This is a genomic window from Burkholderia sp. YIM B11467 (genome assembly GCF_052952715.1).
Window position 1 is genome coordinate 420,422 of the sequence record NZ_JBQVSQ010000004.1, and the last position, 13,942, is coordinate 434,363.

12 protein-coding genes are annotated in these 13,942 nt (G+C 67.1%); 6 read left to right on the plus strand and 6 right to left on the minus strand.

What is annotated here, in order from left to right; all coding sequences use genetic code 11:
- Position 1 precedes the first annotated feature (1 nt).
- The 5 genes from ACTRWB_RS17035 to ACTRWB_RS17055 form a co-directional block, all read right to left on the minus strand.
- Positions 2–1,972: a beta-galactosidase gene (locus ACTRWB_RS17035; protein ID WP_446902593.1), complete on the minus strand. Its 1,971-nt coding sequence runs from the start codon at positions 1,970–1,972 to the stop codon at positions 2–4.
- A 38-nt stretch (positions 1,973–2,010) separates the two neighbouring features.
- Positions 2,011–2,862, minus strand: a complete 852-nt coding sequence (locus ACTRWB_RS17040) for a carbohydrate ABC transporter permease (protein WP_446902594.1) — start codon at positions 2,860–2,862, stop codon at positions 2,011–2,013.
- 12 nt (positions 2,863–2,874) lie between these two features.
- Positions 2,875–3,792 (minus strand): carbohydrate ABC transporter permease, encoded by a 918-nt coding sequence (locus tag ACTRWB_RS17045; protein ID WP_446902595.1) that lies wholly within the window; start codon positions 3,790–3,792, stop codon positions 2,875–2,877.
- 73 nt (positions 3,793–3,865) lie between these two features.
- Complete coding sequence (locus ACTRWB_RS17050; RefSeq protein WP_446902596.1) at positions 3,866–5,104, minus strand: ABC transporter substrate-binding protein; 1,239 nt, start codon at positions 5,102–5,104, stop codon at positions 3,866–3,868.
- 63 nt (positions 5,105–5,167) lie between these two features.
- Positions 5,168–6,322, minus strand: coding sequence for an ABC transporter ATP-binding protein (locus ACTRWB_RS17055; protein ID WP_446902597.1), 1,155 nt, complete (start codon positions 6,320–6,322; stop codon positions 5,168–5,170).
- A gap of 235 nt (positions 6,323–6,557) precedes the next feature.
- Here ACTRWB_RS17055 and ACTRWB_RS17060 point away from each other — a divergent pair, with 235 nt between their 5' ends.
- On the plus strand, positions 6,558–7,574 hold the full coding sequence (locus ACTRWB_RS17060; protein ID WP_446902598.1) for a LacI family DNA-binding transcriptional regulator: 1,017 nt from the start codon (positions 6,558–6,560) through the stop codon (positions 7,572–7,574).
- Positions 7,575–7,617: 43 nt separating this feature from the next.
- On the opposite strand, the gene ACTRWB_RS17065 is transcribed toward ACTRWB_RS17060, so the two are convergent.
- Positions 7,618–8,643, minus strand: coding sequence for an AraC family transcriptional regulator (locus ACTRWB_RS17065; RefSeq protein WP_446902599.1), 1,026 nt, complete (start codon positions 8,641–8,643; stop codon positions 7,618–7,620).
- Between the two features lie 352 nt (positions 8,644–8,995).
- Between ACTRWB_RS17065 and ACTRWB_RS17070 the strand changes: the two genes are divergently transcribed.
- The 5 genes from ACTRWB_RS17070 to ACTRWB_RS17090 all read left to right on the plus strand — a co-directional run bounded on the left by ACTRWB_RS17070 (position 8,996) and on the right by ACTRWB_RS17090 (position 13,901).
- On the plus strand, positions 8,996–10,243 hold the full coding sequence (locus ACTRWB_RS17070; RefSeq protein WP_446902600.1) for a dienelactone hydrolase family protein: 1,248 nt from the start codon (positions 8,996–8,998) through the stop codon (positions 10,241–10,243).
- A gap of 40 nt (positions 10,244–10,283) precedes the next feature.
- On the plus strand, positions 10,284–11,072 hold the full coding sequence (locus tag ACTRWB_RS17075) for an SDR family oxidoreductase (RefSeq protein WP_446902601.1): 789 nt from the start codon (positions 10,284–10,286) through the stop codon (positions 11,070–11,072).
- A gap of 64 nt (positions 11,073–11,136) precedes the next feature.
- A complete protein-coding gene (locus ACTRWB_RS17080; RefSeq protein WP_446902602.1) occupies positions 11,137–12,375 on the plus strand; it encodes a styrene monooxygenase/indole monooxygenase family protein in 1,239 nt (412 codons plus the stop codon).
- Positions 12,376–12,380: 5 nt separating this feature from the next.
- Positions 12,381–12,908, plus strand: a complete 528-nt coding sequence (locus tag ACTRWB_RS17085) for a flavin reductase family protein (RefSeq protein ID WP_446902603.1) — start codon at positions 12,381–12,383, stop codon at positions 12,906–12,908.
- 36 nt (positions 12,909–12,944) lie between these two features.
- Entirely contained in the window at positions 12,945–13,901 is a 957-nt protein-coding gene (locus tag ACTRWB_RS17090) for a SphA family protein (RefSeq protein ID WP_446902604.1), read from the plus strand.
- The last annotated feature ends 41 nt before the right edge of the window (positions 13,902–13,942 follow it).

Genomic DNA, 13,942 nt, shown 5'->3' on the forward strand with positions numbered 1-13,942 from the left:
GTCAGTCCGGCTCGACCCAAGCAGCCACGTCGACCGCGTCGAGTTCCGGGCCACCGAGCACGAAGCGCGCGCCGGCCGGCGCGGGCACCGTGCACGGCGTCTCGCCGTAGTTCAGCGCGAACACGACACGCCCGCGCCGACGCAATCGCAAGGCGTCGGGCAGCACCGCCACGGGCAATCCGGCGTCGCGCGCGCAGCGGCCGACGATCGCACGCAACAGCGCGCGATCGAAGCACGCGGTCGCCATCGTCACGTGAGCGTGCCGAACCAGCGCCGGTACACCGTCGTCGAACGCCGCGAGCACGTCGATTCCGGCCGCTGCGTCCGTGTCGACGTGATCGCGCCATTTCACCGCATGGCCCTCCACGCCGTCGAACACGACACGCGGCGCGAGCGACGGCCGCAACGATTCGACCTGTGCGATCCGCACCGGCAACACGTCGCGCAGCTTGCCGGGCGCAAGGCCCGGCACGATCGCGAAGTCGGCCGTGCGCGACCCCGTGCGCGGCCCGAACAGCCAGTGCGCGCCGCTGCCGGCAACCTGCTCGACGACGCGGTCCGGGACAACCGGCAGCGTCGGCGCGACGACCAGCGCATAACGCGACACATCGGCATCGGCCGCGACAATGTCGACGTCGAGCCCCAGCTCGCGCAGCGCGCGATACCAGTCGAACGCATGCTGCTGATAGTCGAAATCGACGCCGTGCGGCTGGATCCGGATCATCCAGTCGGCTTCGTAGTCGAACAGCAGCGCGACGCGTGCCGATGCGCGTTCGCCCGCAACGAGCGCGGGATCGAGTGTCGCCAGCTCGTCGGCGACGCGCGCCACTTCGTGCCCGCCGGGCGACAGGCGGTCATCGGGCGTATTGAGCCCGGAATGCAGTTGTTCCTGGGCGTGCGGATACTGCCGCCAGCGGAAATACGACACCAGTTCCGCGCCGTGCGCGAACGCTTCCCAGGTCCACAGTCGCACCGCGCCCGCATGCGGTACCGGATTGTGCGGCCCCCAGTTGACGGGCCCCGCCTGTTGCTCCATGACCCACATCCGGCCGTTGCCGACCCCGCGATACAGATCGTGCGAGAACGCCGACACGTCCGGATGGCCCGTGCGGGCCCAGCGGTGCTTGTCCTGCTCGTCGAGCGGCAGCACTTCGATGCGCGGCACCGGATAGCTGTCCCACGCGGCGACGTCGAGCCCTCCGCGTGCGAACGCGTAGTGATCGAATTCGGTAAAAAAGCCCATGAAGTTGTGCAGCACGTCGCGCCCCGGCGCATGCGCGCGGATCGCATCGACCTGCACCGCATGAAAGCGCGCGACCTCGTCCGACTGAAAGCGCCGGAAGTCGAGCAGGTGGGCGGGATTCGCGTCGGTCGGCGTACGGCACGGCAGTTCGATTTCGTCGAAGCCGCGATATTCCATGCTCCAGAACACGTTGCCCCACGCGCGGTTCAACGCGCCGACGTCGCCGTAGCGTGCGGCGAGCCATGCGCGAAACCCCGTCAGCGCCGCGCGCGTGTAGCTTGGCAACGTGTTGTGGCAACCGAGTTCGTTGTCGGTCTGCCACGCGATCACGGCCGGATGCGTGCCGTAGCGCCGCGCCATCGCGTCGACGATCCGCACGCAGTGTTCGCGATAGACGGGGCTCGAGATGTCGTAGTGGCGACGCGAACCGAACTGCCGGACGACACCGTCCGCGCTGACCGGCAGGATCTCCGGATGACGGTCGACGAGCCATTTCGGCGGCGCCGCGGTCGGCGTGCCCAGCACGACGTTCAGGCGCTGGCGTGCCAGCGTGTCGATCGCTTCGTCGAGCCACGCCCAGTCGTAGCGGCCGGGCTCCGGCTCCATCCGGCTCCACGCGAATTCGGCGATCCGTACGCGGGTCAGGCCGAGTTCGGCCATCCGCCGCGCGTCGCGATCCCATTGCTCGCGCGGCCAGTGTTCGGGGTAGTAGCAAACGCCGAGGTGCATCGTGGATTCCTGGCAGGAAAAGAAAGGGTTGGACGGATTCAGCCTTTGGTCGCGCCGAGCGTGAGCCCCGCGACGAAGTGCTTCTGCATCGCGAAGAACATCGCGACCGACGGCAGCGCGGCGAGCACCGAACCGGCCGACACGAGGTTCCATGCGGTGGTCCACTGCCCCTTGAGCGCGGCGACGCCGACGGTGATCGGCGCCGCGTCGTCGCCTTGCGTGAGGCACAACGCCCAGAAGTAGTCGTTCCACACGAACGTAAACACGAGGATCGCAAGCGCCGCGAGCGCCGGCCGCACGAGCGGCAGCACGACGCGCCAGTAGATCGCCCACTCGGACGCGCCCTCGACGCGCGCGGCTTCGATCAGCTCGAACGGCAGCTCGCGGATGAAGTTGCGCAGGAACAGCGTGCAGAATCCCGTCTGAAACGCGGTATGGAACAGCACGAGCGCCCACACGGTGTTGTAGAGCCCGATGCCGAGCATGATCTGGCGCACCGGAATCATCAGGATCTGGATCGGCACGAAATTGCCGGCGACGAACAGCCCGAGCAGCACGACGTTGCCGCGGAACCGGTAGTTCGCGAGCGCATGGCCTGCAAGCGACGCGAGCAGGATCGCTGCGGCAACCGACGGCAGCGTGATCAGCATGCTGTTCGCGAAGTAGTGGAGCATCGGCGTCTGCATGAGCGCGGTGCCGTAGTTGTCGACGAACGCGAACTGTTTCGGCCAGCCCCAGTAATTGCCGGCCATGACCTCGTCGGTCGAACGAACCGACGTGACCAGCACCGCGAGCAGCGGCACGAGCCACAGCACGAGCGCACACGGCAGCGACAGGCGATACAGCAGGCGGGATGACCTTCCCCAGCGTGATACGGGCATCGGGTACATGAATCGTGATCCTTATGATTCGACGCGCACCAGCTTGCGCAGCTGCCACACGATATAGACGAGCATGATTGCGAACAGCACCACCGCGATCGCGGCCGAATAGCCTTCGCGGTAGTACTTGATCGCCTGGTCGACCATGAAGTACGCGAGCACGGTCGAACTGTCGAACGGGCCACCGCCCGTCATCACGGAGATCAGGTCGAAGCTGCGCAGCGCGCCGATCACGGTCAGCACCACCGCCATGAAGGTGGCGGGACGCAACTGCGGCAGGATCACGTGCCACAGCAGCGTGAAGCCGCGCGCGCCTTCCATCCGCGCTGCCTCGACGATTTCGCTGTTGATGCCCGTGAGCCCGGTCAGGTAGAGGATCATGCAGAACGGAATCTGCGGCCACAGTGCGGCAACGATCACGCCGTAGGTCGCATAGCGCGGATCGCCGAGCACCGGGATCCCGTGCCCGACGATCACTTTCAGCAGCCCGAACGTCGGGTCGTAGAACCACGAGAACACCAGGCCGACGACGACGCCCGGCAGCACGAACGGCGCGAAGAACAGCGACTTCACGAGCCGGATCCCGAACACGTTCTGGTTCAGGTACAGCGCGAGCCCGAGACCGAGCGGCGGTGCGGCGAGGAACAGCACGAGCCACAGCACGTTGTTCTTCAGCGCGACGTAGAACGTGTCGGACTGCAGCAGCTCGCGATAATTGTCGAGCCCTGCGTACGTCATCGGCGTCATCCCGTCCCACTGATGGAAGCTCAGCCAGATGCTGCTGACGATCGGATACAGCACGAACACGGTGAAGAGCGCGAAACCCGGCAGCACGAACAGCAGTGCGGCACGGTTGCGCCGGCGTGCGAGCGACGCGCGCGCATGCCGCTGCGGGCCGGCGTCGCGACGCACGGCGCCCTCGGACAGGCTGGTTGACATGATGTGACCTTCGACGAAACGAACATGACGGTAACGACGGAGCGCCGGCCCTGCCGGGCCGGCGCACGGCGTGCTACTTCCGGTAGATGCGCTTGCGGGTCTGTTCGAGGCGCTGGAGGACTGCGTCAAGTTGCGTCGGGTCGGACAGGAACTGCTGCATCGCCTTCATCCCCTCGTCCGCCATTTCCTTCGTCATGTCGCGATCGTAGAACTGCGCGATGCCGCCCGACGTCGTTGCCAGCGTATGGAAGCCGATCTTCGAGATCGGATCCTGCGGCTCGGGCGCCCGGTTGTTCGACGGCAGTTGACCCATGCCCTTCGCAAACTCGCCGTTGATCGCAGGCTGCCCCATGAACGCGAGCAGGCGGCGTGCATCCGTCTTGTTGTGCGCCTTCGCCGGGACCACCATCACGTTGACCGGGCCGTCCTCCGCGAGCGGCACCGACGCGTCGATCACCGGGAAGCGGAAAAAGCCGATCGGGTTGCGCGCCGCGCTCAGCAGGCCCGCCGAATACCAGGTGCCCATCAGCGTCATCGCAGCCTGACCGTTGATGATCAGCGGGCTCAGCGCATCGACGTCGTAAGACAGCGCGTTGTCGATGAAGTACCTGTCGTCGATCAGCTTCTTCCATGCCGTGTACACGGCACGCACGCGCGGATCGGTATAAGCGACGTCGCCCGCCATCAGCTTCTGGTGGAACGCGTAGCCGTTGATCCGCAGGTCGAGGTAGTCGAACCATGCGGCAAGCGTCCACGCGTCGCGCGCGGCCACCGCGATCGGCGCAATGCCCGCCGCCTTCAGCTTGCGGCATGCGTCGAGAAACTGCGGCCAGTCGGCCGGCTCGCCATGAATGCCCGCCTTTTCGAACAGGTCCTTGCGGTAGAACAGGCCATAGGCGTCGTAACCGAGCGGCAGGCTGTAGACCTTGCCGCCGTAGGTCGACGACTGCTTCACGGCCGCAAACGTATCGTTCCAGCCGTTCTTCTGCCAGTCCTGGCTCAGATCCTCGATCAGCCCGCGCTTCGCGAAATAGGCAAGGCGCTCGCCGTTGTTCCAGCTCAGCACGTCGGGCGGATCGGTCGCGAGCCAACCGGACATCTGCACCTTGTACGCCTCCTCGCTGACGTAGCTGACCTTCAGGTCGATATCCGGATTCGCCTTGCGGAACTGGTCGAACACCGCTTGCCATGTCGCGCGCTGGTTGCCGCGCGACGCTACGTTCACGTTGAGCGTGCCCGCGTCGGCCGTACCCGCCGTCAGTGCGGCGGCGGTCGTCAGGGCAAGCAGCAGTTGGCTCGCACGAAGTCTCATCGTTGTCTCCTGGTATTGGTGTAATGGATGCCGCGTCGCGCGCGGCGGATCGGCGCCGCGCCGCTAGACGAACATCGCCTCGGCACGAACGGCCGGCACCGCGATGCCGGCCTCGTCGAACAGGTGGCAACACGACGGCGGCATGCGAAACGCATGGCGCTCGCCGCGCCGCAGCGTGGCCTGCCCCGGCAACTTCGCGAGCAGCGCCACGCCGCCGGGGTGGTCGAGATGCACGTAGGCGGCCTCGCCCAGTTGCTCGACCAGCGCAACATCGCGCACGATCGCGGGCAGCCCGGCGTCGCCGGCCGGGCCGGCGGACAGATGCTCGGGACGAATGCCGAGCGTCATCCGCGCACCGGGGCCGATGCCGGACGGCAACGGACGGTCGTGCAACGTCAGCACCTCGTCCGTGCCGTCGACGCGCAGGCGGCATCCGTGTGCATCGTTCGATACGACGGCCACCGGCAGGAAGTTCATTCGCGGCGAGCCGATGAAGCCCGCGACGAAGCGGTTGGCCGGCCGGTGATACAGCTCGAGCGGCGCACCGGCCTGTGCGATGCTGCCGAAGCGCGCGACGTCGTCGCCCGCGTGCAGCAGCACGATCCGGTCGGCCAGCGTCATCGCTTCGATCTGGTCGTGCGTCACATAAACGGAGCTCGACTGCGAGAAGCGGGCATGCAGGCGCGCAATCTCGACACGCGTCTGCCCGCGCAGCGTCGCGTCGAGATTCGACAGCGGTTCGTCGAACAGGAACACGCGCGGCTCGCGCACGATCGCGCGGCCGATCGCGACACGCTGCCGCTGACCGCCCGACAGCGCCTTCGGCTTGCGCTCGAGCAGCGCGTCGAGCTGCAGCACGCGCGCGGCCTCGGTCACGCGGCGGCGGATCTCGTCCTTCGGCACGCCGGCAATGCGCAACCCGAAACCGATGTTGTCGAACACGGTCATGTGCGGAAACAGCGCATAGCTCTGGAACACCATCGCGACGCCACGCTCGGCAGGCGGCGTGTCGTTCATGCGTGCACCGCCGATCCGCAGTTCGCCTTCGCTCACGTCCTCCAGCCCCGCGATCATCCGCAACAGCGTGGATTTACCGCAGCCCGACGGACCGAGAAACACGCAGAACTCATGCGACTCGATCTCGAGGTTCACGTTGCGCAGCACCGGCGCATGGTCGCCGTAGCGCTTCGAGACGTCCTTCAATGAAATGGCGGTCATCGCGCCCTCCTCCCCTGAATCAAGCGCGTCGAATCGGAAAATTTAAACGCTTAAATTTTGATGGCGCATTCAGCTGGCTTCGCCGTACCATGGTGTCTCCTTCATGTGATGTGCCGAGAAATTAGCGTATCGCCTGTCTCTGTGCAACTTGTGGGATGCACTCCCAGAATATGAGCAAATACACCCACACTTCCCCGCCCCGGCACGACCTGGCTCGACCCGCCGGGGGCCGCGCATGGTGACGCTCGCGGAAGTCGCGCGACGCGCGAACGTCACCGCGGCGACGGTCTCGAACGTGTTGCGGAATCCGCAGAAAGTGAAGCCGGCGACCGTCGAACGCGTGATGGCGGTGATACGCGAACTCGGCTATCGACCGAATCTCACGGCGCGTGCGCTCGCCGAAGGCCGCACGTCGACGCTCGCGCTGATGCTGTCGAACATCACGAACCCGTTCTATCCGGAGTTCGTGCTCGCCGCCGAGCGCGAAGCGCGCAAGCGCGGCCATTATCTGCTGGTGTCCAACACCGACGACGACCCGGCGATCACGCGCAACTACCTGGAGCGGATCGCCGGCACGCTGGCGGCCGGCGCGATCGTGATGAGCACCAGCCTCGCCGAGGCCGAGCTTGCCGACATCGCGCGCCATCGCGCCGCGATCGTGCTGTGCATGTGGGAGCACGTGCCTGCGTCGCGCATCCTGCCCTGCGTCACCGTCGATTTCGCGGCGGCGGGCGCGCTCGCCGCCGCGCACCTGTCCGAGCTGCGGCATCGCGCGTTCGGCGCACTCGTCGGCAAGGGTTCGGACGGCCCGCAATCGGTACGGCTGCGCGGCTTTATCGACGAACTCGCGGCTCGCGGCCATGCGCCGGACGCGGTGACGACCGTGTCCGCATACGATTCGATCGAGGGCGGCTACGAGGCGGCCGCCGCGTTGCTGCGCGCGAAGCCCGGCCTCACCGCGCTGTTCGCGACCAACGACCTGATGGCGATCGGCGCGCTGCAGGCGGCGGCCGATCTGGGCCGGCGCGTGCCGGCCGACCTGTCGATCGTCGGCATGACCGATATCCAGCTCGCCCACCAGTTCCGCCCCGCGCTGACGACGGTCCGATTCCCGAAATCCTTGGTCGCCGCGCGCGCGATCGCGCTGGCACTCGATATGATCGACGGCATCGAGTCGACCGCGGCTGTGCATACGATCGGTACACCGGAGCTCGTCGTGCGCGAGTCGACCGCCATGGCGCCGACCCGGTGATCGGCGGACGGGTGCGCCGAATGCGCGCCCGCCGCTTCCTCCCTCACCCCCGCACGCGCCGCATCCTCAGCGTCGCCGACGGCGACTCCCCGAACGCCCGCTTGTACTCGATCGCGAACCGCCCGAGGTGCGCGAAGCCCCATTTCAGTGCGATATCCGTCACCGACGCGAGCCCCGGCGTCGTTTCGGCCAGCAGTTCCTTGCGCACATGTTGCAGCCGCAACTGCCGCACGAAGCCCATCGGCGTGATCCCGTGGCGGCTCCGGAAGCCGGCGAACAGCGTGCTCGGGCTGACGCCGGCGAGCTCGGCGAGCCGCTCGATCGTCAGCGGCTCGTCGAGATGCGCGCGGATGTATTCCTCGACACGCCGCACATAGAACGGCGCGAGCGCCACCGGCAGGTGCCGCGTGCCGTTGCGCGCGCTATTCGGGTGGCCGTGCAGCAGCAGGTTGAGCAGCGTCGATTCGAGCTGCTCGAACGCGAGCGGATGACGCAGCGGATGCGCATCCGTCGCGATCGCGCCGGCGAGAATCGGCAGCAACTGGGCCAGGCACGTCCCCTGCGGCGATGCCAGGCTGAATTCCGGTTCGAATTCGACCGGCGCGCGCCGGTCGTCGCCGAAATGCCGCTGCGCATGCCGCTCCATCACCTCGCGCTCGATGCGCACGATCACTTGCGGACACGCATCGCCCCACCGCATCTTGAGCGGCAGCGTCGGCGAGATCAGCGACGCGGTGCCCGGCGACGACACGAAGCGCGTCGAGCCGCACTCGATCTCGGCGTCGCCGCGCAGCGGGATCTGCAGCAGGAAGAAGTGTTCGAGCGGCCCGGGCTCGATGCTGACGCCGCCGCCATAATCGAGCAGGTTCAGCGACACGTTGCCCCAGCGCGCATGATGCATGCTGCTGTGCAGCGCACGCGATTCGCCGGTCGGCGTGAGCCGGTGCGGCTTGAAGACATCGGCAACCCGCGCGCGAACCTCGTCGACGTCGTTCGACTGCAGCAGCAGGTTGCCGTGATTGAAACAGGCGGCGTCGTCCAGCCAGCCGGTTTCGGAAAATTGCGCCATCAAAGTTCTCCCGTCATGCTCGATCGCACTCGCGCCGTGCATGCGTTCCCTGAATCGGGGAATCCGTCGCACGATCCGGACAGCGCCCGGCGTATCCGGACAGTCCGCCCATCGGAACACGCAAGTCCCGCGCAAACGACGCAAGAAACGGACCGTTCGCGCATCGTAGAAAACTGTGCGGGGCGCCCCCATCCGCACATACCCGCAGTCAGCCGCGCATCCGCCCGGGCGCGGCGGCCGGTTCGTCAGGTTTCCGGAATTCGCGGATACCGGCCGAAGAAAGCGGATAGAAGCGCGCGTTTCGTCCGCCAATACTGGGCCCGTCACAGACACGAACAGCATGGAGGAACACATGAAAGGACGTCACATCGAGATTCCGTCACCGGACGGCGGGACGTTTCGCGCATACCTGAGCACGCCGGCCGGCGGCACCGGGCCGGGCATCGTGCTGTGTCACGAGATCTTCGGCGCGAACGCGACCATGCGGGACGCGGCCGATTACTACGCGGAGGAAGGCTACACGGTACTCGTGCCCGACCTGTTCTGGCGTCAGTCCCCGGGCATCGAACTCGGCAACTCCGCGGCCGATGTCGAACGCGCGATGACCCTGTACCAGGGGTTCGACGAAAACAAGGGCGTCGAGGACGTCGGCGCGGCGCTGAGCGTGCTCACGCAACGGCCGGAATGCACGGGCGAGGCCGGCGTGCTCGGCTTCTGCCTCGGCGGCAAGCTCGCGTATCTCGCCGCCTGCCGGCTGCCGGGCGTGGCCGCGGCGGTCAGCTACTACGGCGTGGGCATCGAGCATGCGCTGGACGAAGCGTCGCACCTGCGCGGGCGGCTCGTGCTGCAGATTGCCGGACAGGACCGCTTCTGCCCGCCCGACGCGCAGCAGCGCATCGCCGAAGCGCTGGCCGGGCGCGCAGGCGTCGAAGTGTATGTGTATCCGGGCGTCGATCACGCGTTCGCCCGCATCGGCGGCGATCATTTCGACAAGGCCGCCGCGGTCATGGCCCATCAGCGCGCGATCGCCGCGTTCCGCGCCGCGCTCGGCCCGCATTACGACCTCTCCGCGCTGTGGGAAGCGCATATCCGGCACGAATTCGATACGCGCGACGTCGACGCGACGATGGCCACGATGGTCGCCGAGCCGTACGTCAACCATATTCCGACACTGACGGGCGGCGTCGGCTACGACGAACTCAAGCGCTTCTACACGCATCACTTCGTGCATGCGAACCCGCCCGACACGACGATCACGCCGATCTCGCGCACGGTCGGCGCGAGCCAGATCGTCGACGAACTGCTGTTCTGCTTCACGCACACCACCGAGATCGACTGGATGCTGCCCGGCGTCGCGCCGACCGGCAAGCGCGTCGAGATTCCGCTGGTCGCGATCGTGAAGTTTCGCGGCGACAAGCTCTATCACGAACACATCTACTGGGATCAGGCGAGCGTGCTCGTGCAGATCGGCCTGCTCGACGCGGCCGGCCTGCCGGTCGCGGGCGCGGAGACGGCCCGCAAGCTGCTCGACGAGACCGTGCCGTCGAACGGCCTGATGCGCCGCTGGCAGGACAGCGAACCGTCACCGGGTGCGCGTTGACGCGGCCCTTCCCTCACCCATCGATTCCAGGAGACACCCCATGACTGCCCTTGCTGGCAAAGTCGCGATCGTCACCGGCGGCGCCACGCTGATCGGCGCCGCGGTCGCGCAGGACCTGAGCCGCGCCGGCGCGTGCGTCGCGATCGTCGATCTCGATGCGGAGAACGGCGCGCGCGTCGCCGATTCGCTGGGCGACCGTGCGATGTTCGTCGCGCTCGACATCACCGACGACCGCGCGATCGAGCAAGCGGTAGCGGCCATCGCTGAACGGTTCGGCGCGATCGACCTGCTCGTCAACCTCGCGTGCAGCTACGTCGACAACGGCATCCACGCGACCCGCAACGACTGGCTCGCGGCGATGGACGTCAACGTCGTGTCGGCGGCGATGCTGGCGAAGGCCGTGCACCCGCACATGGTCCGGCGCGGCGGCGGCGCGATCGTGAATTTCAGCTCGATCTCGGCCCAGTGTGCGCAGACCGGCCGCTGGCTCTACCCGACCTCCAAGGCGGCGATCCGCCAGCTCACGCGCAGCATGGCGATGGATCTCGCGTCCGATCGCATTCGCGTCAACTCGGTGTCGCCGGGCTGGACCTGGTCGCGCGTGATGGACGAGCTGACGCGCGGCGACCGCGCGAAGACCGATCGCGTCGCCGCGCCGTTTCATCTGCTCGGCCGGGTCGGCGATCCGTCGGAGGTCGCGCAGGTCGTGACGTTCCTGTGCAGCGACGCGGCGAGCTTCGTGACGGGCGCCGACTACGCGGTGGACGGCGGTTATTCCGCGATGGGCCCCGAACAGGCGGTGCCGGCCATTCCGCGTCTGGCGGAATGACCGCGGACCGCTTGGCCCCCTCGCCATCATTCCGGCCGGAACCCGGCCAAACCAGGACATTCTCATGAGACGCATCGCTATCGTCGGCGCCGGCCAGTCCGGCCTGCAACTCGCTTTCGCCCTGCTCGACCAGGGCTACCACGTCACGCTCGCGACCAACCGCGACGCGGAGCAGATCCGCACCGGCAAGGTCATGTCGAGCCAGTGCATGTTCCATACCGCGTTGCAGATCGAGCGAGATCTCGGCCTGAACACGTGGGAGGAAGCGTGCCCTTCCGTCGAAGGCATCGGCATCGCGGTGCCGCATCCGGACGGCAACGGCCGCAAGGCGATCGACTGGTCGTCGCGGCTGACCCGCTATGCGCAGTCCGTCGACCAGCGCGTGAAGATGGCCGACTGGCTCGATGGCGTCCGGCGTCGTGGCGCGGACGTGCGCATCGGCGATATCGGCGTGCCCGAACTCGAGGAACTGGCGCGCAGCCATGATCTCGTGCTGCTCGCGGCCGGCAAGGGCGAAATCGTCAACCTGCTGGGCCGCGACGACGCGCGCAGCGCATTCGACCGCCCGCAACGCGCGCTGGCCCTCACCTATGTGAAAGGGATGACGCCGAGCCAGCCGTATTCGCGCGTGCGCTTCAACCTGCTGCCCGGCATCGGCGAGTATTTCGTGTTTCCCGCGCTGACCACGACGGGCCCGTGCGAAATCATGGTGTTCGAAGGTATTCCGGGCGGCCCGCTCGACTGCTGGGCCGACGTGAAGACGCCCGAGCAGCATCTCGACAGGAGCCTGTCGTTCCTGCAGCAGTATGTGCCGTGGGAATACGAGCGCTGCCGCGACGTCGAGCTGACCGATCCGAACGGCACGCTGTCCGGGCGCTTCGCGCCGACGGTGCGCAAGCCGTTCTTCCGGCTGCCGTCGGGCCGCACGGTCTTCGGGATGGCCGACGCCGTGGTGGTCAACGATCCGATCACCGGGCAGGGATCGAACAACGCCGCGAAATGCGCGAACGCGTATTTCGATGCGATCGTCGCGCGCGATGCCGCGCCGTTCGGCGAAGACTGGATGCAGCAGACCTTCGAGGGCTACTGGGCCTATGCGCGGCATGTCGTGCGCTGGACCAACTCGCTGCTCACGCCGCCGCCGCCGCACATCCTCGAACTGCTCGGCGCGGCCGGCCAGTTGCCGTCGCTCGCCGCGGCGCTCGTCGACGGCTTCGACGACCCGCGCCGGTTCTCGCCGTGGTGGTTCGAGCCGTCGGCCTGCGCGGCGTTCATCCGCGAACACAGTGCGCGTTCGGAGTAACCGCCATGGAAACGACCGTTCCCGGCAGTCCGGCCATCGACCCGATGCAATTGCGCGCCGCCTTCGGGCAGTTTCCGACCGGCGTCACCGTGATCACCACGTGCGCGGCCGACGGACGCAAGGTGGGCCTCACGGCCAATTCGTTCTCGTCGCTGTCGCTGGACCCGCCGCTCGTGCTGTGGAGCCTCCGGAAGATCGCGCCGAGCCGCCCCGATTTCATCGCGGCCAGCCACTTCGCGATCAACATCCTCGCGCACGACCAGATCGACCTGTCGCGCCGCTTCGCGACACCCAGCGCCGACAAGTTCGACGGCGTGTGTCACGTGGAGTCGGATCGCGGTGGCGTGCCGTGCCTCGACGGCGCGAGCGCGCGCTTCGTATGCCGCAACATCGGTCATTACGAAGGCGGCGATCACCTGCTCTTCATCGGCCAGATCGAGCAGTTCGATGCGTTCGGCAAGGCACCGCTCGTGTTCCATGCGGGCCAGTATCGCGCGATCGCCGATCACCCCGATCTTTCACGCGTCATTTGATTAGTTATACCAATAAATAACCAGGAGGTGGTGGACATGAAATTCGGCTCTCGCCTGCTCGTCGCCGCAGGTCTCGCGCTCGCCGGCATCGCCGGTCACGCGCCGGCCAACGCGACCGACCTGCCGTCGGTCAACCTCGGCATGACCAGTTTCCTCGACGGGATGCCGCCGGCCGGCTCCGGCTGGTACGGCACGCAGTACTTCCAGTACTACACGGCCGGCCGCGTCAACGACAATGCCGGCAACAAGGTCGGCCTGCCGAAGCAGGACATCGACCTGTTCGCGGGGTTGAGCCAGCTCGTCTATCAGTCGCCGCTGACGTTCGCCGGCATGCATCCGGGCCTCGACGTGATCCTGCCGTGGATCGCGTCCGCGCATACGGACGACGGCATCGGCAACGTCGCGCTGAATGCACGCGCCGGTTTCGGCGATCTGCTGATCGGCCCGTTCGTCCAGTTCGACCCGGTGATGGGCGCGCAGGGCCCGCGCTTCGCGCAGCGCGTGGAATTCCAGTTCATCGCACCGACCGGCGCGTACGATCCGGCGCGCGCGATCAACCCGGGCAGTCATTTCTGGTCGTTCGATCCGTACTGGGCCGCGACGCTGTGGCTCACGCCGAAATGGACCGTGTCATGGCGTCTGCACTATCTGTGGAACGCGACCAACCATCAGCCGGCCACGGCGCTCGGACCCGACGTGACGTCGACCCAGGCCGGTCAGGCGATCCATGCCAACTTCGCGACCGAGTATGAAGTGCGCCCCGGCCTGCGGCTCGGGCTGAATGGCTATTGGCTACGCCAGACCACCGACATGAAGGAAAACGGGCAGGACGTGCCCGGCACGCGGGAGGCCGTGCTGGCGATCGGCCCGGGTGCGATGGTCAGCCTCTCGCCACACGATCACCTGCTGTTCAACGCGTACTTCGAGGTCCAGGCGCGCAACCGGCCGCAGGGGTCGCGGATGGTGCTGCGTTACGTGCATCACTTTCAGTGACGCGCGCGACCGGATGAACAGGCCGTATCGCTATCCTTAGA

What these genes read in the sequence shown, in the direction of transcription:
- ACTRWB_RS17035 (WP_446902593.1), bottom strand. Translation starts at nt 1,972, where the DNA reads ATGCACCTCGGCGTTTGCTACTACCCCGAACACTGGCCGCGCGAGCAA.
- ACTRWB_RS17040 (WP_446902594.1), bottom strand. Translation starts at nt 2,862, where the DNA reads ATGTACCCGATGCCCGTATCACGCTGGGGAAGGTCATCCCGCCTGCTG.
- ACTRWB_RS17045 (WP_446902595.1), bottom strand. Translation starts at nt 3,792, where the DNA reads ATGTCAACCAGCCTGTCCGAGGGCGCCGTGCGTCGCGACGCCGGCCCG.
- ACTRWB_RS17050 (WP_446902596.1), bottom strand. Translation starts at nt 5,104, where the DNA reads ATGAGACTTCGTGCGAGCCAACTGCTGCTTGCCCTGACGACCGCCGCC.
- ACTRWB_RS17055 (WP_446902597.1), bottom strand. Translation starts at nt 6,322, where the DNA reads ATGACCGCCATTTCATTGAAGGACGTCTCGAAGCGCTACGGCGACCAT.
- ACTRWB_RS17060 (WP_446902598.1), top strand. Translation starts at nt 6,558, where the DNA reads ATGGTGACGCTCGCGGAAGTCGCGCGACGCGCGAACGTCACCGCGGCG.
- ACTRWB_RS17065 (WP_446902599.1), bottom strand. Translation starts at nt 8,643, where the DNA reads ATGGCGCAATTTTCCGAAACCGGCTGGCTGGACGACGCCGCCTGTTTC.
- ACTRWB_RS17070 (WP_446902600.1), top strand. Translation starts at nt 8,996, where the DNA reads ATGAAAGGACGTCACATCGAGATTCCGTCACCGGACGGCGGGACGTTT.
- ACTRWB_RS17075 (WP_446902601.1), top strand. Translation starts at nt 10,284, where the DNA reads ATGACTGCCCTTGCTGGCAAAGTCGCGATCGTCACCGGCGGCGCCACG.
- ACTRWB_RS17080 (WP_446902602.1), top strand. Translation starts at nt 11,137, where the DNA reads ATGAGACGCATCGCTATCGTCGGCGCCGGCCAGTCCGGCCTGCAACTC.
- ACTRWB_RS17085 (WP_446902603.1), top strand. Translation starts at nt 12,381, where the DNA reads ATGGAAACGACCGTTCCCGGCAGTCCGGCCATCGACCCGATGCAATTG.
- ACTRWB_RS17090 (WP_446902604.1), top strand. Translation starts at nt 12,945, where the DNA reads ATGAAATTCGGCTCTCGCCTGCTCGTCGCCGCAGGTCTCGCGCTCGCC.